The sequence below is a fragment of the Marinomonas sp. G8-14 genome, assembly GCF_055808935.1.
In genome coordinates, this window is record NZ_CM147891.1 from 4,139,679 (window position 1) to 4,158,421 (window position 18,743).

20 protein-coding genes and 1 pseudogene are annotated in these 18,743 nt (G+C 39.4%); 20 read left to right on the top strand and 1 reads right to left on the bottom strand.

Going from position 1 to position 18,743, the window contains the following annotated elements:
* Positions 1-44 precede the first annotated feature (44 nt).
* Entirely contained in the window at positions 45-1,493 is a 1,449-nt protein-coding gene (locus AC0L6V_RS21200) for an MBL fold metallo-hydrolase RNA specificity domain-containing protein (protein WP_409419040.1), read from the bottom strand.
* A gap of 354 nt (positions 1,494-1,847) precedes the next feature.
* Between AC0L6V_RS21200 and AC0L6V_RS21205 the strand changes: the two genes are divergently transcribed.
* The 20 genes and pseudogenes from AC0L6V_RS21205 to AC0L6V_RS21300 all read left to right on the top strand — a co-directional run bounded on the left by AC0L6V_RS21205 (position 1,848) and on the right by AC0L6V_RS21300 (position 18,459).
* On the top strand, positions 1,848-2,252 hold the full coding sequence (locus tag AC0L6V_RS21205) for an HI0074 family nucleotidyltransferase substrate-binding subunit (RefSeq protein WP_111640231.1): 405 nt from the start codon (positions 1,848-1,850) through the stop codon (positions 2,250-2,252).
* Complete coding sequence (locus AC0L6V_RS21210; protein WP_111609205.1) at positions 2,249-2,566, top strand: nucleotidyltransferase family protein; 318 nt, start codon at positions 2,249-2,251, stop codon at positions 2,564-2,566. Before AC0L6V_RS21205 ends, AC0L6V_RS21210 begins: the two co-directional genes overlap by 4 nt.
* 304 nt (positions 2,567-2,870) lie before the next feature.
* Positions 2,871-3,161 (top strand): nucleotidyltransferase family protein, encoded by a 291-nt coding sequence (locus AC0L6V_RS21215; protein ID WP_265220337.1) that lies wholly within the window; start codon positions 2,871-2,873, stop codon positions 3,159-3,161.
* 197 nt (positions 3,162-3,358) lie between these two features.
* A complete protein-coding gene (locus AC0L6V_RS21220; protein WP_409419874.1) occupies positions 3,359-3,493 on the top strand; it encodes a HepT-like ribonuclease domain-containing protein in 135 nt (44 codons plus the stop codon).
* 340 nt (positions 3,494-3,833) lie between these two features.
* Positions 3,834-3,878: pseudogene (locus AC0L6V_RS21225) on the top strand (MarR family EPS-associated transcriptional regulator); the annotation flags it as partial.
* Positions 3,879-3,900: 22 nt separating this feature from the next.
* The gene (locus AC0L6V_RS21230; RefSeq protein ID WP_418138582.1) at positions 3,901-4,155 is read left to right on the top strand and encodes a MarR family EPS-associated transcriptional regulator; all 255 of its coding nucleotides are present in this window, start codon (positions 3,901-3,903) and stop codon (positions 4,153-4,155) included.
* Between the two features lie 248 nt (positions 4,156-4,403).
* Positions 4,404-5,489, top strand: a complete 1,086-nt coding sequence (gene rfbB, locus AC0L6V_RS21235; RefSeq protein ID WP_265220339.1) for a dTDP-glucose 4,6-dehydratase — start codon at positions 4,404-4,406, stop codon at positions 5,487-5,489.
* Positions 5,486-6,367, top strand: coding sequence for a glucose-1-phosphate thymidylyltransferase RfbA (rfbA, locus tag AC0L6V_RS21240; protein WP_265220340.1), 882 nt, complete (start codon positions 5,486-5,488; stop codon positions 6,365-6,367). Before rfbB ends, rfbA begins: the two co-directional genes overlap by 4 nt.
* Entirely contained in the window at positions 6,364-6,594 is a 231-nt protein-coding gene (locus AC0L6V_RS21245; protein WP_265220341.1) for a WxcM-like domain-containing protein, read from the top strand. Before rfbA ends, AC0L6V_RS21245 begins: the two co-directional genes overlap by 4 nt.
* Positions 6,595-6,825: 231 nt before the next feature.
* Entirely contained in the window at positions 6,826-7,941 is a 1,116-nt protein-coding gene (gene wecB / locus AC0L6V_RS21250) for a non-hydrolyzing UDP-N-acetylglucosamine 2-epimerase (protein WP_265220342.1), read from the top strand.
* Positions 7,942-8,112: 171 nt separating this feature from the next.
* The gene (gene wecC / locus AC0L6V_RS21255; RefSeq protein WP_265220343.1) at positions 8,113-9,381 is read left to right on the top strand and encodes a UDP-N-acetyl-D-mannosamine dehydrogenase; all 1,269 of its coding nucleotides are present in this window, start codon (positions 8,113-8,115) and stop codon (positions 9,379-9,381) included.
* A 5-nt stretch (positions 9,382-9,386) separates the two neighbouring features.
* Positions 9,387-10,280: a hypothetical protein gene (locus AC0L6V_RS21260; RefSeq protein ID WP_265220344.1), complete on the top strand. Its 894-nt coding sequence runs from the start codon at positions 9,387-9,389 to the stop codon at positions 10,278-10,280.
* Between the two features lie 525 nt (positions 10,281-10,805).
* A complete protein-coding gene (locus AC0L6V_RS21265) occupies positions 10,806-11,816 on the top strand; it encodes an O-antigen ligase family protein (RefSeq protein WP_265220345.1) in 1,011 nt (336 codons plus the stop codon).
* Entirely contained in the window at positions 11,788-12,648 is an 861-nt protein-coding gene (locus tag AC0L6V_RS21270) for a hypothetical protein (RefSeq protein ID WP_418138583.1), read from the top strand. The genes AC0L6V_RS21265 and AC0L6V_RS21270 overlap by 29 nt, the downstream gene beginning before the upstream one ends.
* A complete protein-coding gene (locus AC0L6V_RS21275) occupies positions 12,567-12,872 on the top strand; it encodes a glycosyltransferase (protein ID WP_418138584.1) in 306 nt (101 codons plus the stop codon). Before AC0L6V_RS21270 ends, AC0L6V_RS21275 begins: the two co-directional genes overlap by 82 nt.
* A gap of 33 nt (positions 12,873-12,905) precedes the next feature.
* Entirely contained in the window at positions 12,906-14,231 is a 1,326-nt protein-coding gene (locus AC0L6V_RS21280) for a hypothetical protein (RefSeq protein WP_265220347.1), read from the top strand.
* Between the two features lie 53 nt (positions 14,232-14,284).
* Positions 14,285-15,877, top strand: coding sequence for a heparinase II/III family protein (locus AC0L6V_RS21285; protein ID WP_265220348.1), 1,593 nt, complete (start codon positions 14,285-14,287; stop codon positions 15,875-15,877).
* Positions 15,874-17,049, top strand: coding sequence for a glycosyltransferase family 4 protein (locus tag AC0L6V_RS21290; RefSeq protein ID WP_265220349.1), 1,176 nt, complete (start codon positions 15,874-15,876; stop codon positions 17,047-17,049). The genes AC0L6V_RS21285 and AC0L6V_RS21290 overlap by 4 nt, the downstream gene beginning before the upstream one ends.
* Positions 17,039-18,010, top strand: coding sequence for a UDP-glucose 4-epimerase family protein (locus tag AC0L6V_RS21295; RefSeq protein WP_418138585.1), 972 nt, complete (start codon positions 17,039-17,041; stop codon positions 18,008-18,010). The genes AC0L6V_RS21290 and AC0L6V_RS21295 overlap by 11 nt, the downstream gene beginning before the upstream one ends.
* Entirely contained in the window at positions 17,995-18,459 is a 465-nt protein-coding gene (locus AC0L6V_RS21300) for a sugar transferase (RefSeq protein WP_418138586.1), read from the top strand. Before AC0L6V_RS21295 ends, AC0L6V_RS21300 begins: the two co-directional genes overlap by 16 nt.
* Positions 18,460-18,743 lie beyond the last annotated feature (284 nt).

Below are 18,743 nucleotides of genomic sequence, written 5' to 3' on the forward strand. Positions count from 1 at the left end.
ATCAGGATAAACTATACACACGCGTAAGTATGATTCGAGTTTTTCTACGGCACGATGACGTCACATGTCGGGTGTGCCTGTTCAATCAGGCCTTTCAATGTCTGCTTGGCGCGATCGTCACCATGCACCAAATGCACTTTTCCGGGTCGCACTCGCATGCCTTTTATAAAATTTAATAAATCCCCTTGCCCCGCGTGGGCGGAATAACCGCTGATTTGTTGTACCTTGGCTTTGATGGGATATCGCTCGCCATCGAACATCACATAGCCATTGGGTTGATCGTGATAACGCAAAATATCTCGTCCTGGTGTGCCCGCAGCCTGATAACCCACAAACAGCACGTCGTTACGTTCATCGCCTAATAACGCCTTCAAATAATTCACGATACGTCCACCGGCGCACATGCCCGATGCGGCAATCACAATGGCAGGACGGGTTTGACGTTGCAGGTAAGACACGGTTTGCAGATGAGTGTCATGATCGTCTATCGTCGTCACTTGTTCAAAACTCAACGGATGCCGCCCCGCCTTCACACGGCGTTTCGCTTCGGCATCCCAGTAGGGTTCAAGGGATCGATAAACACGGGTAAAACGGCTAGCAAGCGGGGAGTCGATAATAATATCCATGTCTTCCCAACGAAGAGGCACACCAGAACGCGTTTGGCTCACGGCTTTTTGCTTGTTCTGATGAATAATATGCTCTAACTCATAAAGCAATTCCTGGGTGCGGCCAATACTAAACGCGGGAATCAATACCGTGCCCGAATCCCTCAAGGCGTGCTCTAAGCTTTGCTGCAAACGCTGACGTCGCGTGGCACGATTCTCATGATTTTTATCGCCATAGGTACTTTCTAAAATCAACTGATCCGCCCGATAAGGCGACTGCGGTGCCGGCAACAAAGGCGAATAGGGCGCGCCCAAATCCCCCGAAAACACCACATCATGATATTTTTTGTAGGTCGCTCCTTCAGGCCGACAGATCGCATCACCCTTAACCCGAAACGTCACATACGCCGAGCCTAAAATATGCCCCGCACGACACAAACGTACCTGCACACTAGACGCTTCCGTTGCCAGCGGAATACTCGTCCATTGCTTGTATCCCAACGGTACCAACTGCGAAGCCAAACGATCTAAACACGCCTCAATAATACTGGCATTGCGTGTAACACCGACTTTAAGCGCATCTTCAATCACCAAGGGCAACAACGCCGCGCTCGGCTTCGAACAATAAATTGGCCCATCAAACCCCGCGGCCAGCAAATAGGGCAACCGACCCACATGATCGATGTGCACATGGGTCACCACCAAAGCCCGCACCGTCGACACATCAAACTCGATCTCCAAGCGATTCGAATCCGCCCCAGCCCCAGACGTCTCCGCCCCCTGAAACAAACCGCAATCTACCAGAACCGAGTTATCACCATCCACACACAACTCATGACAAGACCCAGTTACACCGTTTACCGCACCGTGGTGCTGAATATCCAACATACAAATCCCTCTGCAACAGACAAAAAATAACCTTACCCCACAACAACACCCAACGACAACCGCCGCCCCGATCTTTCCGGCGAAGGCGGGGAGGGTAAGATCGGCACCCCAGCTCTGCTCCTCCCCCTTGTGTCTTTAAGGGGGAGGTCGGGAGGGGGTTACAAGACCAACACCCCAGCTCTGCTCCTCCCCCTTGTGTCTTTTTTAAGGGGGAGGCCGGGAGGGGGTTACAAGACCAACACTTCACCCTAAGCCTTGGAAGAGACAAGGGAAACGCATAACGTCACGAATGGTCAACTGTACTGCATTTTGTTAGTATGATGTTTGTCGTTTTAGTGTATTTGGAATGAACATATGAACTATCATGAATCACGCTGGAAGCAACGATTTCAAAACTTTTCCAGAAGTTTTATGTTGCTAAAAACCACTACTGAACTGGAAAAACTATCCGTTATTGAACGAGCAGGAATGATTCAGTTTTTCGAAATATCCTTTGAGCTTGCTTGGAAAGTGCTGAAAGACTATCAAGAAGAAGAAGGCTTTTCGATAAGCAGCCCACGTGACGCAATAAAAACCGCGTTTCAATATCAGCTGATTGGAAACGGCAAAGAATGGCTAGAAGCCTTGAGCGATAGAAACTTAACAGTGCACACTTATCAAGAGGAAACAGCTCAACTCGTCGAGCTAAAAATAAAGTCGACTTATTACCCGATCTTAAAGGATTTTCATCGAAACTTTACTCAGAGACTAACCAAATGATGGAAGCCGACTTTGGGTTAACCTCAGCAGAGCTTGAAGAGCTAAATAGCATCATTCAAAGCTTTCATGAGATTGAATCTGTAATGATTTTTGGGTCAAGAGCCAAAGGTACCTACAAGCCAGGTTCTGACGTAGACATGGTTATCTCTGGAGATAAACTAGATCATTCAGTGGTTACACGGTTATCTAACCTGCTCAATGAAGAAACCACCTTTCCCTATTTCTTTGATATCTTAGATTTAAACACCATAAAATCCGAAGAAATGCTGGCACACATAGCACAACATGGACGAAAAATTGAACTCAACAAATGAGTCAATGCATAAACCAACCAATCTCATGATCCACACCAACCCACCCATATGTCAGATAAGACGAGGCACGAGGCGTAATCTGACATTCATAACCAACATCATCAAACGGCACATTACACTTCGAACCAGATAAAGGCCATGTCTTCCTCATCCGGCCGACAAAAACGCTCATTTTACAAACAATCTTTAAACGCATTATTTGCATAATCCCTTACCTTAAATTGCCATCATTCGCTTATTGAACAATCCGTATAAATTCGTCAAAATCTTTGAGACACGTGCAGATCAATTAGGTGGCATAAACATGTTATTACAGACATTAAATGCAAAAAAAGATGCGATTAACGCTCTGGCTCACCAATACGGCGCTAGCCATGTGCGGGTGTTTGGATCTGTTGCGCGCGGTGAAGACACCGAAGACAGTGATGTGGATTTTCTGGTTGAATTCCCTGAAGGGTACGATTTATTCAAACAGCGAATGAAATTTAAGCAGTCACTGGAAGCCCTGTTAGGTCGGAAAGTCGACCTCATTCCGGAGCATGAACTGAATAAATATATTCGTAATACTGTAATGCATGAGTCAATAGAGCTATGAGCAAAGCATGGCAACCCTATGCGCATCATATTTTGGACAGTATGACTAAAATCCGGCGCATCATGGTACGTGGTGACATAGCCGAAGATGATATTCTCTATGATGCGGCGGTCAGAAACCTCCAGACAATGTCGGAAGCTACGCAGAGGCTACCGGAAGAGTTGAAGTCTGCTTACCCGGATATACCCTAGACAGAAATCAGTGGCTTCAGAAATATATTGGTGCACAACTATCTGGGAGATATAGATCCCGTAACAATTAAATCTGTTATTGAAGAGCATTTATATCCCTTAGAGCTGGTTATGCATAAAATGCTTGACGGTAGCGCTTAGAAAGCAAAAGGATCATAACGTCGTACTCATTATGCCCTACAAAACACAATACAAACCATCATCGCCCAGCTCACCGCACAACCAAAACCTAAAACGGATTTCGTTTCTATCTATATAACCAAAAACGTTTAAAAAACGCCCACTTTACAAACATTTTTCAAACACATTCTTTGCATAATTACCCTTCTTGAATTATCATCGTTCACCAATTGAACATGGTCAAATAAACAGCGATCAATATCAAACGAGGCAAACGCATGGAAAGCTTACTTACACCACAATACACCACTTCTTTCCGTGCCTATTTTTCCTTTTTAACACGCATCGCCAGGGTGCAAACATGCTAACGGATGAATACCGCTACAAAATTCTAAAAGAACTGCAACAAGACCCAGACCTCAGCCAGCGTGAGGCTCGCCAAACGACTGGGCATAAGCCTAGGCAAAGCCAACTTTTGCCTGAAGGCCCTAATTGAAAAAGGCTCAATAAAAGCAGACAACTTTAAAAACAGCGCCAACAAAACCGGTTACTTATACCTACTTACCCCAAAAGGCATAGAAGAAAAAGTCACCCTTACACAGCGTTTTTTACAGAGAAAAATCGCCGAATACGAAGCCCTAGAACAAGAAATAGAACAACTGCGCCAAGAAGTAAAAACATAACGCGTTACTTGTAGGCCGGCCTTTAGACCGACAAAAGACGTGCCACGACAGATCACTGCATCATGTAGGTCGCGCCTTTAGGCCGACAAAAGACGTATCGCGATGAATGACGATCTATAAGAACCGTAGGTCAGATGAGATGAGGAACGAAGCGTGATCTGACAGTTGCAGATAAACTAAGCAACGAACTGTTTTAATTGATAATAAATTGACAATAAACAAGATTTAAAAATTATGGAAACGGCTGAATGAAAATTCTAGTAACTGGCGGTGCGGGTTTTATTGGTTCTGCAGTGATCCGCCATATTATCCAAAACACCCAAGACAGTGTGGTGAATGTCGATAAGCTTACCTACGCGGGGAATCTTGAAAGCCTTGCGAATGTTGATCATTCAGATCGTTACGCTTTTGAGCAGGTTGATATTTGCGATAGGGCAGCGTTAGACCGTGTTTTTGCTACCTATCAGCCCGATGCCGTAATGCATTTAGCCGCCGAAAGTCACGTTGATCGCTCGATTACTGGCCCTGCAGATTTCATTCAAACCAATATTGTGGGGACATATACATTATTGGAAGCGGCTCGCGAATATTGGAGTACTTTAGGGAAAGATCGTAAAACCGCTTTTCGCTTTCATCACATTTCCACAGACGAGGTGTATGGTGACTTGCCGCATCCTGATGAAATGACTGGTGCGCTATCATTATTTACTGAAAGCACGCCTTATGCGCCAAGTAGCCCTTATTCTGCAAGCAAAGCATCAAGCGATCATTTAGTTCGCGCTTGGTTAAGAACGTATGGTTTTCCAACGATGGTGACAAATTGCTCCAATAATTATGGTCCCTATCATTTTCCTGAAAAGCTGATCCCATTAGTTATTCTAAATGCACTAGAAGGTAAGGCTCTGCCTGTTTACGGAAAAGGCGATCAAATACGTGATTGGCTGTACGTAGAAGACCATGCCAGAGCCTTGTATAAAGTGGTGACAGAAGGAAAAGTAGGCGAAACCTACAATATTGGCGGCCATAACGAAAAGCAAAACATTGACGTGGTGAAAACCATTTGTGAGATCTTGGACGAACTTCGCCCTAAAGAGGCTAAATACGCGGAACAAATTACTTTTGTGACTGATCGGCCAGGACATGATCGCCGTTATGCGATAGACGCGTCTAAGATGAGTCGAGAGTTGAATTGGCATCCACAAGAAACCTTTGAAACAGGTCTTCGAAAAACAGTTGAATGGTATTTAGCTAATCAAGATTGGTGTCATAACGTACAGGATGGTTCTTATCAGCGAGAACGTTTAGGTACCCTAGAGCCGGAGTTGCAACAATGAAAGGGATCATTTTAGCGGGAGGCTCAGGTACGCGGCTTTATCCTATTACTATTGGGGTATCTAAACAGCTGCTTCCTATTTATGACAAGCCAATGATTTACTATCCTCTTTCTGTGCTTATGCTGGCGGGTATTCGAGAAATACTGATCATCACTACAGCAGAAGACCAAGCTAGCTTTCAGCGTCTTTTAGGTGATGGCTCAAAATTTGGCATTGAATTAAGTTATGTGGTGCAGCCGAGTCCTGACGGGCTTGCTCAAGCTTTTATTCTAGGCGAAGGCTTTATTGGCAGCGATGATGTATGTTTGGTCTTGGGGGATAATATTTTCTACGGTCAAGGATTTACGCCTAAACTAAGGCAAGCCGTAGAAAACGCGAAAAATGGTCAAGGTGCGACGGTCTTTGGCTATCAGGTAAAAGACCCTGAGCGTTTTGGTGTTGTGGAGTTTGATGCAAATAAAAAAGCTATTTCGATAGAAGAGAAACCCGTTAAACCGAAGTCCAATTTCGCTGTGACGGGCTTGTACTTTTACGATAACTCCGTTGTTCAGTTAGCCAAACAAGTGCAGCCATCTGAGCGTGGTGAGCTGGAAATTACTTGTCTTAATGAAATGTACCTTAAACAAAACAAGCTGAATGTCGAAATGCTAGGTCGTGGCTTTGCTTGGTTAGACACAGGCACCCACGAAAGCTTATTAGAAGCCGCACAATTTGTCGAAACCATAGAAAAGCGCCAAGGCTATAAAATCGCTTGTTTAGAAGAAATTGCATTTAATCACGGTTGGTTGACAAAAGAAGAACTTAAAATGCTGGCTAAGCCGCTACAAAAAAACAGCTATGGTCAGTATCTATTAGATCTTATAGAAGGTGTGGCATGAGTTTAAGTGAGCACAACGTTCTCGGTGATCATCGTGGGAAATGGGTTGCAATAGAATCCAATAAAAACGCTCCTTTTGAAGCAAAAGGTGTGTTTTATATTTATGGAACACAACCAGATGTGCCAAGAGGAAATCACTCTTACTACAAAACTAAACAGTACTTCTTTTTGTACCTATTTTCTTTTTTAACACGCATCGCCAAGGTGCAAAAATATGCTAACGGATGAATACCGCTACAAAATTCTAAAAGAATTGCAACAAGACCCTGATCTAAGCCATGCATTTATGTAGGTCGTGCCTTTAGGCCGACAAAAGATGTATCGCGATAAAGACGCCTATAAAAACCGTAGGTCAGATTAGACGAGGAACGAGGCGTGATCTGACGGTAAATAAAGGCCATAAATTATTATTCAGCCAAAATTGAAGACTATCAAAAATAGCGAGATTTATAATCAACAATGAAAATTCTAACCGTATTTGGTACGCGCCCTGAAGCCATAAAAATGGCCCCTTTGGTTCATACTTTAGCAAATGATGAACGATTTGAATCCAAAGTGTGTGTCACCGCTCAGCATCGTGAAATGCTAGACCAGGTATTAGAACTATTTAAAATCACGCCAGATTATGACTTAAACCTGATGAAAGCGGGGCAGACGCTGCCAGAAGTAACCAGCCGTATTTTGTTGGAACTCACACCCGTTTTAAAAGAGTTTAAACCAGACGTAGTGTTGGTTCATGGCGATACAGCAACGACTTTTGCGACAAGCTTAGCGGCGTATTACGAGCAAATAGCCGTTGGTCATGTTGAAGCAGGGTTACGCACAGGCAATATTTATTCACCTTGGCCTGAAGAAGGCAACCGTAAACTAACGGGAGCTTTAACAAAATACCATTTCGCACCGACAGAAAATTCCAAGCAAAATCTGCTGAATGAAAACATCAGCAGTTCAAATATCCACGTAACGGGCAATACAGTAATAGATGCCTTATTACTGGTAAAAGCTCAAATTGAATCTGACACAGTGTTAACCGATTCTCTGTCAGCTCAATTCCCCATGTTAGACAGCAGCAAAAAGCTGATACTAGTGACAGGTCATAGACGTGAAAGCTTTGGCGGTGGTTTTGAGCGCATTTGTGAAGCATTGGCGCAAACCGCAAAAGCGCACCCAGATGTCCAAATACTCTACCCAGTACACTTAAACCCGAATGTACAAGAACCAGTAAATCGCATTTTAAGTGACGTAGATAACGTGTATTTGATTGAGCCACAGCAATACTTACCCTTTGTGTATTTAATGAACCGCTCGCACATTATTTTAACGGACTCAGGTGGTATACAAGAAGAAGCGCCAAGTTTAGGCAAGCCTGTTTTAGTGATGCGAGATACAACAGAGCGCCCTGAGGCGGTAGACGCTGGTACGGTGAAACTGGTTGGAACCGATGTGGTAAAAATCACCACGGCACTGAATAAGCTACTAACGGACGAAATTGCATACAGTGAAATGAGCCGTGCTCATAACCCTTATGGTGATGGCAAAGCATGCCAACGAATTTGTGAAATTTTAGCAGTCTAATGTAAATATTTATAATCTGTAGGTCGTGCCTTCAGGCCGACAATAGTCAGATTAACAGTAATGTAGGTCGTGCCTTTAGGCCGACAATGGTCAGGTTAACAGTAATGTAGGTCGTGCCTTTAGGCCGACAATTACTACAGCAACAACAAATTTTAAAAATGAAGGAATATCATGTCTTTTAATACGATTTCTGTGATTGGTTTAGGGTATATAGGCCTACCAACCGCGGCTATGTTTGCCTCTAGAAAGAAAAAGGTGATTGGTGTCGATGTCAATCAACGGGCAGTAGACACCATCAACCGTGGAGAGATTCACATTGTGGAGCCTGATTTAGACATGATAGTTCATGCTGCCGTCACAGAAGGCTATTTAAAAGCCGTATTAACGCCGGAGCCGGCGGATGCTTTTTTAATTGCGGTTCCGACACCTTTTTTGCCAGTTCAAATGGAAGGGGATATTCCTCAGCCTGATTTAAAGTACATAGAAGCGGCAGCAAACGCGATTGCACCCATGTTAAAAAAAGGTGACTTGGTTATTCTGGAATCAACGTCACCTGTGGGCGCAACGGAACAAATGGCAGAGTGGCTTGCTGCAGCGCGCCCAGATTTAACTTTCCCGCAAGCGGCGGGAGACAATGCCGATGTCAATGTGGCCCATTGCCCTGAACGTGTTTTGCCTGGTCATGTGGTACGTGAATTGGTTGAGAATGATCGCGTAATAGGCGGCATGACGGCGAAATGCTCTGCTCGCGCTGTTGAGTTATATAAAACCTTTGTTCAAGGTGAGTGCGTTATTACCAATGCTCGTACTGCAGAAATGGCAAAACTAACGGAAAACTCATGCCGTGACGTGCAAATTGCCTTTGCCAATGAGTTGTCTATTATTTGTGACAAGCTTGATATCGACGTATGGGAGCTAATATCACTCGCGAACCGTCATCCACGTATCAATATTCTACAACCAGGTCCTGGTGTTGGCGGACACTGCATTGCGGTTGACCCTTGGTTCATCGTTAGTAAAACACCAAATGAAGCCAAACTGATTCATACAGCACGTAAAGTAAACGATGCCAAACCTGAATGGGTAATTAATAAAGTTAAGATTGCGATTGCAGACTTTCTACAAGCGAATCCAGAGAAAACAGCGAAAGACGTTACCATTGCTTGTTATGGCTTAGCTTTTAAGCCTGATATTGATGATCTACGCGAAAGCCCAGCACTGAATATCACGAAAAAAATTGCAGAAATGCATGCGGGAAAAGTGATTGCGGTAGAGCCAAATATAAAAGAGCTTCCTGTTGTTAATACAGCGCTTCGGCTTGTGAGCTTTGAAGAAGCGGAAAAAATGGCGGATGTTCATTTGTTGCTGGTGGATCATAAAGAATTTAAGAAAGAGTCTTTTGGAGGTAACTGCCTTATTGATACAAAAGGTATTTGGTGATTAATATGCTGAATGTATATTCGCTATTTATAGCTTCATTTCAAGGAGGACTTAGACTTTTTCTAATATATATAGCAGGTTATCTTGTTCTTTCTAATCAAGCTAGCTTCGTTTCAGAGTTAGCTTTGTTTTTTTCATTGTCAATTTTTTTTATAGTTTCTCAAGGAACACATCTTATAAAATTGAATGGTATTCAAGAATATAGTGAATTATTAGTTTATCGATTTTATGTGCTTTTGTTGACCTCTATATTGTATTTTCCATTGGTCCTCTTTCTTTGGTGGTTAGGTTTGATAAGTGAGCCTTTCTGGTTTTATTTTTCTTCTGTTTTGTTTTCTATAAATCAACTGCAAAGAAGTTTAATGCTAAGTCAACGAAACTTTAAAATGGTAGTTTTTTGGGATATTGTTTTCTCCGTTCAAATTGTATTTTTTATATTTATTTTTTTTAATGAATTTAATGGTTTTTATTTTTTTGTTTTTTTGTTTTTTATTATATATGTATTTTGTTTTTTATTTAATGGTGTGTGTTTTTTTAGAAAAGACTTGAAATGGGTTGTTAGAGAAATTAAAGAAGCTTTTTATAACGGTGCGTCTAATTTTTGCTCTGGTGGGATTTTGTTGCTATTGCCTTTTATGATGGAGAAAATTAATCCTGACTTTGTTATAATTACTGCGAAATATGTTTCTTGGCTTGGTTTGGGTATGCTTTTACCTAGAATGCTGCTGATTAGAGTGCTACCAGACTTTTCGGAGGTTGTTGGGAAAGGAGCAGGTGTAAAAAAATTTATAGAGGATTTAAATAGTAAAAACTATAAATTTTTATGCTGTGGTATATTTATTTCTGTGGTTATGATTTTTTTGATTCTTTATTTTTTGAAAGTAATGTTAATTTTTTGATATTACTCTGTGTTTCTTTCTATATTTATTTTTCACAAATATCCTTGTTTGATTGTAATTATCTCATTTTTGTGTCTAGGACAAAATATCTCTTAAAGATGAATTTTTTAATTTTTTTGGTATTTTTGTTTGTTTTTTTATCTCTATTAAGTTTTTTAATGAATATTCATTGTCGATTGTTATGATTATGCTTCCAATAATTACAGCTATACGTTACATAAAAATTAGAAAAAAGGTGCTTTTTTATGTTACTTGATCGTCTTCATGTTCATAGATTGTGCGTTTTTTTGTTGCCATGTCTTATTTTGATTCCTTATGGTGGAGAAGGCGCATATAAAGCATCAAATTTTATTATAATGATGTTTCTTATGTTTGTGTTTATGATTGCATTTTTTTCTGTTAAAGAAAAAAATAAAATCTTACTATTGTTTTTTTATTTTATTATCATCTGTTTTGATGTTTTTTCAGCTTGTTTCAGATTTATTTGTTCCAATTTTTACGGATATAGTATTGTATGAGAGTGACTTGAGTGAGTTAAGTCGAAGTTATTCATTTATTATGCCTTTTTTGATCTTGATGTTACTGAAGACAAGCTCAAAATTGAGCGAGCGAGATTTTTTTCAGTTATTATTGTTTGCTTTGCTGATTTTGTCTGTTGCTAATTTTCTACTTTCGATTTTGCCTAAGCTAACTTTTTACACTGATAATTTAGTTGTTTTATATGGTGAAGGCAAGGTTTACAATGAGGGTTATGCTAGATATAGAGCTTTCGGTATTATTGGTCAACCAGGTAAGGCAGGTATTTTTTCAGTTATATCTACGATGATAGCATTATTGCATTTAAGAATTTATTCAAATAATAAAATTATAGTTTATGTGATTGTATTTTTTTCACTTATTTCTGCAAGTTTAACCTTGTCAAGGACTGCTTTAATATTGATTTTGTCTGTAATAATATTCTTTGGTAGTGGTTTTAAACTGAAGTTGTTTTTATATGCAATGATTTTTTTTGTTTTTTCATATGTTTTATTTTTAGAGCCTGAGTATTTTAAGATGTTGTCTAGAGGATTTGATCTTGAATCAGGTAATTACTCTACAGCAAGCCATCGTTTAGTATCAAAGCTATGGGCGCTTGATACGATATCAGATCATTGGATTACTGTGTTGTTTGGTGTTGGGGATAGTAAAGAGTATATGTCACAATTTTCGCACCCTTATGCATTTGATCTATCTCTGAGGACACCAGATTCGACACAGACCGTATGGATGCTAAGGTATGGTCTATTGGGAATGCTAGTAGCTTATGCTCCTATAATATATATATTTAGTTTAAATTTTAAAAGCATATGGAGTGATTTTTCTTTTAGAAATATGTCAATTAAGCTCTTCCCGATTGGCATTGTTATATTGCTATCTTTAGTCGATCCAATGTTTCATGATGCTAAAATTAATATTTTAAATTCAATTTTATTTATGTATGTTTTCCAATTAATTTTAAGAGAAAAATATGAAAAAAGTATTGGCTGTCGGACCTGATATAGATTTGGTTGGGGGAATATCAAATTTCATGAAGTCCTATCTTGAAAGTATGAGTGGCAATCAATCTTATCAGGTTGATTACTTTGATACCTATAAAGTTAAAAGTCGTAAAATCCAAAAAAAATCTTCTTTCTCATTAAAGGAAATTAAAGCAAGCTTTCTTGTTTTTTGGTCTTTTTTTAAAGTTCTGGCATCTCAAAATTTTGATTATGTGCTTTTAAATTCAAGTAGTTACTGGGGGTTTTGGGAAAAAACAGCGCTATTAATTATAGTGCGTTTTTTTTCAAAAAGTCATATTGTTTTTTTAGTACACGGAGGAGAATTTAAAACTTTTTATGAGAAAAGCTCTGTTAAATTTTTAATAAAGCTTTCGTTGAATTTTTGCCAAAATGTTTGTTTTGTTTCAAGGGAGAGTTTTTGTTTTTTTGACAGTATTTTAAAGACAAACTGTAGGTATTTTATATTGCCAGTTCAGCCTCCAATTTCTCTCGACGAAAGTATTGATGAATATTTTCTTAATATAAGAGAGAAATATAAATGGGTTTTTCTCTCTATATCTGTTTTAGAAGATCGTAAGCGTGTTCAAGATGTTATTGATTTCTTTATTGAGCAGTCTAATGATGATTCATGTTTATTGGTTTGTGGTGATGGTATTGAGAAAGAAATTATTAAAGAGAAATGTTGCAGTAAAAAAATATATTCTTTATTGGTGCTGTTAAGGGTAATAAAAAATCAAGTGTTTTTAATATGTCAGATTTTTTTGTTTCTTTTTCGAAAGAAGAAAGTTTTGGTATTACTACAATCGAAGCAATGTTATCTAAAGTTCTAGTTTTTAGTACTCCTGTTGGAATTCTTAATGATATTGGCATTGATGGGGTTAACTATATAAGGCTAGATGATAAAAGGGTTAATAATATATTCGATTGTGGTTTTATCAATGAGATTAGTATGGTGTATGATGAGATTGTTGGTAGTGCATACAATATTGCTAGTGACTTTTTATGGGAAAAAAATATAAAAAAAATAAATGAAATTTTTTTCGAGTATAAATGATTTTATATGTTTTTTAAGGGTCTATGTATTTTTATGAGAGTTGATCTGTCAAAAATAAAGAAGATTTATAAGACGCTTCCACCTGAGTTATTTAAGCCATTATGTTATTTACCATTTTCGATTTTTTGTGGGCCAAGCTATCGAAAGACTATGTATTTACAAAATGAATTTTCAAAACTCACACCTGAAATAAAAAAGGTGTATGCTGATAATTTGCTTGTTGAAAATTTAAATGAAGCAATAAAGTATGTGCCATTTTATAAAGATTTTGCAAAAACCAAGAGTATCAGTATTATTGAGTCAGCCGAACAATTATATGATTTTCCAATCATTTGTAAGGATATGCTCTCGTCTGATCTGAGTTGGTTTATTGATAACCGTTATAAAAAAAATAGCTATAAAGTTAGTACGGGTGGTACTACCGGTAAGCAGACAGAATTTTTAATGTCTAATAGTTTATATGGAATTGAATGGGCATTTGTTAATTATTATTTGAATCGTGAAGGAATTGATGTAAATTCTAAGCGCCTGTGTTTGAGGGGAGTTGAAGGTATTCCTGTAAACGATTTGTTGGCTTATAATTACCTCTATAAAGAGTTATTAATATCGCCTTTTAAGTTAACAGCAAAGGCTTTTAGTGATAATTATAAGAAAATTCTTAATTATAATGCGTCGTGGATACATGGCTATCCCTCTTCAGTTGCAGAACTTGCTAGAATTGTTTTAGATTTAGGTGTTTGCTTAGATTCAATTAAACACATATTGTTGGTTTCAGAAAGTGCAACCTCTTCTCAGCTGGAAATAATAAATAAGGCGTTTAGAGCTAAGGTTGTTACATTTTATGGGATGTCAGAAAGAGTCGTTTTTGCTCCTTATAATTCAGGTAATTATGAACCCAACCCTCTTTATGGGTATACCGAAGTGTTAAATTATGAAATTGTTGGAACAGGATTTTGGAATAAAGCAACAAGATTAGTTAGGTATAAAACCGGTGATACTCTGGACATAAATGAAAGTTCCAACTTAATTAAATTTTCCCAGCTATCAGGTAGATGGGGTAAAGATTACTTGATAGGTAAAGACGGACAAAAGATAACAATGACATCCTTAAATATACATAGTGATGTTTTAAATAGAGTAAGGAAGTATCAATTTTTTCAATCTGAAGTTGGTTGTTGTACTTTAAGGCTTCAAGTGGAAGGATCTTTTAATAAAGAGGTTGATCCTTATTTAATATGTCTAGCGTTTCAAAATAAAGTAGGTAGCTCGTTAGATATAAGCTATCAACTTGTAGATGATATACCTCTCACAATCAGAGGTAAGCATAGATTTATAGTAAATGACCTTCTTATGGGTTAGTGAATGAGAAAGATAACATTTAAATTTTTTTATTGCTCTGGACCATTAAGTATTTGAAGTTTAATCAAGTCTATTATCGCCTATTTTATTATTTAAAGAAAGTGAAAATTACTTCCATCGTTAGTAGTGGTTGTAGTTCGTGGCGCTGGTCGGGTGAAACTCTATATAATCAGTCGATTTTTAAAAATGATATAGTGTTGTTCTTGAATGAAGGCGGGGTTGTTAACTCCAAGAATGCTTGGAATTCACCTCAATACTCCAAGCTTTGGTTATATAACTTGCATTATTTTGATGATCTTAATTCTGAAAGCTATGCAGAGCGTGAATTAATTCATTATCAATTTATTGATCGTTGGATTGCTGAGAATCCTGCTTGCTTCGGTAATGGCTGGGAACCTTATCCCATCTCATTACGCTTAGTGAATTGGGTTAAGTGGTTTAGCAGAAAAGAGTCCGTTGAACAAAAATATCTTAATAGCATAGCCATACAAGCGGATGCGCTAACACAACAGCTTGAATATCACATTTTAGGTAATCATTTATTTGCCAACGCTAAAGCATTGGTTTTTGTTGGGGCTTATTTACAGGGAAAAGATGCTAAACGATTTCTAGATTTAGGTTTGAAAATACTGGATCGCGAAATACCCGAGCAGTTTTTAGACGACGGTGCTCACTTTGAGCTATCGCCTATGTACCACGAGATTTTACTATGGGATCTATTGGAGCTCATAGATTTAGCAGAAGTGAGTCAAAATCCAAGTTTAGTAGAGCGTCATTCTCAATGGCGTGTGGTTGCGGAAAAGGCTTTGCGTTGGCTTAAGACCATGATGCACCCTGATGGTGAGATAAGCTTTTTTAATGATGCAGCTATTGGAATAGCGGCAAAACCACATCAAATATTTGCTTATGCAGATAAGCTCAAGCTATCTTATGAGGTTAATAAAAAAGTATTAATGACCAATGAGACCAGTGGTTATAGTAGAGTGGATACTGGTTTTTTCACACTGTTTTTTGACCACGCGAATGTGGGGCCAGATTACTTGCCAGGCCATGCTCATGCCGATACGTTAAGTTTTGAAATGTCTGTTGGCGTTCAACGTGTTTTTGTGAACTCTGGTACATCACTTTATGGTGTAAGTGCTGAGAGATTGAGACAAAGAGAGACCTCGGCACACAATACCGTTGTTGTAAATGGAAAAAGTTCATCAGAGGTGTGGTCAGGATTTAGAGTCGCACGCAGGGCCTATGCAACATTGTTAAAAAGTGACGAGACAGATGGTGTGGTGACGTTATCGGCAAGTCATGATGGTTATAAGAGACTAAATCCTAAAATAGTCCATAAGAGAACCATTACTTCCAATGCAGAGCACTTTACTCTTTTAGATGAGTTATCTCACCCTACAGATGCTTCTTTCCATTTACATATACATCCTGATGTACTTATCGTTAACGCTGAGAAACAGAAGCTAACACTTCAATTACCTTGTTTGACGTTAATTCAATTTGAATGTGAATGCCCTTTGATATTAGAAGAGAGTACGTGGCATCCTGAGTTTGGCGTTTCTGTTTCTAATAAAAAAATCGTAGTTCCATTTAATGCAGGACGTTTAAGTGCAAAAATTACAATTTTAAAGGACAAGAGTTGAAAATTTTAATACTGACTTTTTATTATGCCCCTGACCTTTGTGCTGGTTCGTTCAGAACGACGGCCCTTGTCGATAAGCTCAAAAAAATTCCTGATGTCGAGTTAGAGGTTATAACGACACTCCCTAATCGTTATGCTTCCTTTTCGGCTGATGCTCCCGAATATGAGATAAAAGATGGTGTTGAAGTTCATCGTATTCCATTGCCGTCACATAACAGTGGTATGCTGGATCAAGTGAAAGCTTTTACTGCGTTTTACAAACAAGCCGTTAAACTCACTAACGATAAGCATTATGACTTAGTGTTTGCAACATCCTCCCGATTATTTACTGCATTCTTAGGTGCGCGGATAGCATCGTCTAAAAAATTGCCCTTATACTTAGATATTAGAGATATCTTTGTTGATACGATTAAGGATGTGTTATCTCCTAAAATTACTTGGATTGTAAAACCTCTTTTTTCTTTGATTGAGTCATACACTTTCCGGAAAGCTAAACGAATTAACTTAGTATCGAAAGGCTTTGCTGACTATTTTTCAAGTTGCTACCCTAAGGCAGAATACAAATATTTTACTAATGGTATAGATAACGAGTTTTTGGCTGTTGCACCTCAAACAACTGACTCTTCACAGCGGAACGACGTTTCAACAGTGCTCTATGCTGGTAATATTGGTGAAGGTCAAGGTCTTCATACTATTTTGCCCAAGTTAGCTAAGCGACTAGAGGGTAAAGTGCAATTTAGAATTATTGGTGATGGTGGACGAAAGGCATTGCTACAATTACAACTTGCGGGCGTGACTAACGTTGAATTACTGCCGCCTGTCAGTCGAAGTGAGTTAATAAAAGAATATCAGAATGCTGATGTGTTATTTCTTCATTTAAATGACTATCCTGCATTTCGTAAGGTGTTACCATCCAAAATATTTGAATATGCAGCCTTAGGTAAGCCTGTCTGGGCGGGCGTTTCTGGTTATGCTGCAGACTTCCTAAAAGAAGAGGTTGATAACTCGTCGGTATTTTATCCAAGTAATGATGAGCAAGCTTATCGTTCTTTTGATGCACTAGAGTTTGGGGTTCGGCCAAGGAGAGAGTTTATTAGTAAGTTTTCTCGCGAGCAAATCATGACTCAAATGGCTCATGATATTGTTGAATTTGGTGAAAAAAATGAGCAATAAAAGAATTTTCATTACCGGTGGTTCTGGTTTTGTTGGTGCCGTTTTACTATCCGCTTTACCGGCTAGTAGGATAAGTTTTTTTGGGCGGAGAGATTTGGGTATCCCTGATGCTTACTTTGTTAGGGGGCAAATACAACCAGACACTCAGTATTTAGGGGCGTTTAATAATGTAGATGTGGTTATCCATCTCGCCGCTCGCGTCCATATCATGAACGATTCCTCTTCAGATCCGCTTGCTGAGTTTCGCGCGGTCAACACCGAAGGTACATTAAACCTAGCTCGCCAAGCCGCCGAGGCGGGTGTGAAGCGGTTTATTTTCTTGAGTTCGATTAAGGTAAACGGTGAATCTACTTCGAATTGTAACCCCTTTACGGCTTCTGATATGCGTAATCCAGAAGACCCTTACGGCATGTCTAAATCTGAAGCAGAAGAACAGTTATTGGCGTTAGGCAAAGAAACAGGCATGGAGATCGTGATTATTCGTCCGCCTTTGGTTTATGGTGAAGGGGTAAAAGCCAATTTTGCCTCTTTGATGAAACTGGTTGGTAAAGGTTTTCCCTTGCCGTTTCGAGCGATTAATCAGAATAAACGTAGTTTAGTTTCTGTGTATAATTTGGTGGATTTGATTAAGGTGTGTATTGATCACCCCAACGCGGCAAACCAAGTGTTTTTGGTATCGGATGATAATGATTTATCCACGGCTCAAATGGTTGCTTTGATGGCCAAGGTTCAGGGCAAAACAAACTTATCTCTTCCTGTGCCAGTCTGGTGTTTCAAACTGGCGGGCAAGCTTTTTAAGAAAGAGGCCGTGGTGGATCGCTTGGTTGGGTCTTTGCAGCTCGATATCGAGCACACTAAAAAAACGCTTGATTGGGTTCCCCCTTATACGGTTGAACATGGTTTTCAACTGGCTGCTAAAAAAACTCGTGATGATTGGATGATAAAATGTTTCGTGTATTAGATTTTGTGTTTGCCCTGTTAGGCCTGGTGTGTGGCTTTCCTGTGTTGTTGATTATTTTTATCATTGGCTTATTTGACACTGGCTCACCTATCTTTCGTCAAGAGCGCGTTGGTCGCAACAAAAAGCCATTTGTGCTGGTGAAGTTTCGTACTATGTCGGTGGACACGGCGTCAGTGGCGAGTCATTTGGCCTCTACCAGTTCCATCACGCCTTTGGGCGGGTTTTTACGTAAAACCAAGTTGGATGAATTGCCGCAGCTTTGGAATGTATTGAAAGGTGAAATGAGCTTGGTTGGGCCGCGACCTGGGTTGTTTAATCAAACTGAATTGACTCAAGCGCGCGATGTCAAAGGGGTATTTGCTGTGCGCCGGGTATTACGGGATTGGCACAAATTTCGGATATTGATATGTCGACCCCCGAGTTGTTGGCGGACACTGATGCTAAGATGATTCAGAGTTTGTCTTTGGCGCATTATTTTTCTTATATCATCAAGACGGTAACGGGCAGTGGGTCTGGTGATCGGGTGAAGGGTGAGTGATGATTTTCGCAAATCTTACATGCGCATTGTTTGCAAATTTGGCGTAAAATGTTTTAGTTGAGTTTGTTTTTGTATGTCGTGGTTTAGCGCGGCATTTTCGTTTTTGTAGATAGCATTTTTTTGACGGCCTAAAGGCCGACCTATATTTGATTTGGTGTTGTTGGGTTTTTGACGGCCTGAAGGCCGATCTACATT

Coding starts and splice junctions, on each gene's coding strand:
- AC0L6V_RS21200 (WP_409419040.1), bottom strand. CDS start 1,493: ATGTTGGATATTCAGCACCACGGTGCGGTAAACGGTGTAACTGGGTCT.
- AC0L6V_RS21205 (WP_111640231.1), top strand. CDS start 1,848: ATGAACTATCATGAATCACGCTGGAAGCAACGATTTCAAAACTTTTCC.
- AC0L6V_RS21210 (WP_111609205.1), top strand. CDS start 2,249: ATGATGGAAGCCGACTTTGGGTTAACCTCAGCAGAGCTTGAAGAGCTA.
- AC0L6V_RS21215 (WP_265220337.1), top strand. CDS start 2,871: ATGTTATTACAGACATTAAATGCAAAAAAAGATGCGATTAACGCTCTG.
- rfbB (WP_265220339.1), top strand. CDS start 4,404: ATGAAAATTCTAGTAACTGGCGGTGCGGGTTTTATTGGTTCTGCAGTG.
- rfbA (WP_265220340.1), top strand. CDS start 5,486: ATGAAAGGGATCATTTTAGCGGGAGGCTCAGGTACGCGGCTTTATCCT.
- AC0L6V_RS21245 (WP_265220341.1), top strand. CDS start 6,364: ATGAGTTTAAGTGAGCACAACGTTCTCGGTGATCATCGTGGGAAATGG.
- wecB (WP_265220342.1), top strand. CDS start 6,826: ATGAAAATTCTAACCGTATTTGGTACGCGCCCTGAAGCCATAAAAATG.
- wecC (WP_265220343.1), top strand. CDS start 8,113: ATGTCTTTTAATACGATTTCTGTGATTGGTTTAGGGTATATAGGCCTA.
- AC0L6V_RS21260 (WP_265220344.1), top strand. CDS start 9,387: ATGCTGAATGTATATTCGCTATTTATAGCTTCATTTCAAGGAGGACTT.
- AC0L6V_RS21270 (WP_418138583.1), top strand. CDS start 11,788: ATGAAAAAAGTATTGGCTGTCGGACCTGATATAGATTTGGTTGGGGGA.
- AC0L6V_RS21275 (WP_418138584.1), top strand. CDS start 12,567: ATGTCAGATTTTTTTGTTTCTTTTTCGAAAGAAGAAAGTTTTGGTATT.
- AC0L6V_RS21280 (WP_265220347.1), top strand. CDS start 12,906: ATGAGAGTTGATCTGTCAAAAATAAAGAAGATTTATAAGACGCTTCCA.
- AC0L6V_RS21295 (WP_418138585.1), top strand. CDS start 17,039: ATGAGCAATAAAAGAATTTTCATTACCGGTGGTTCTGGTTTTGTTGGT.
- AC0L6V_RS21300 (WP_418138586.1), top strand. CDS start 17,995: ATGTTTCGTGTATTAGATTTTGTGTTTGCCCTGTTAGGCCTGGTGTGT.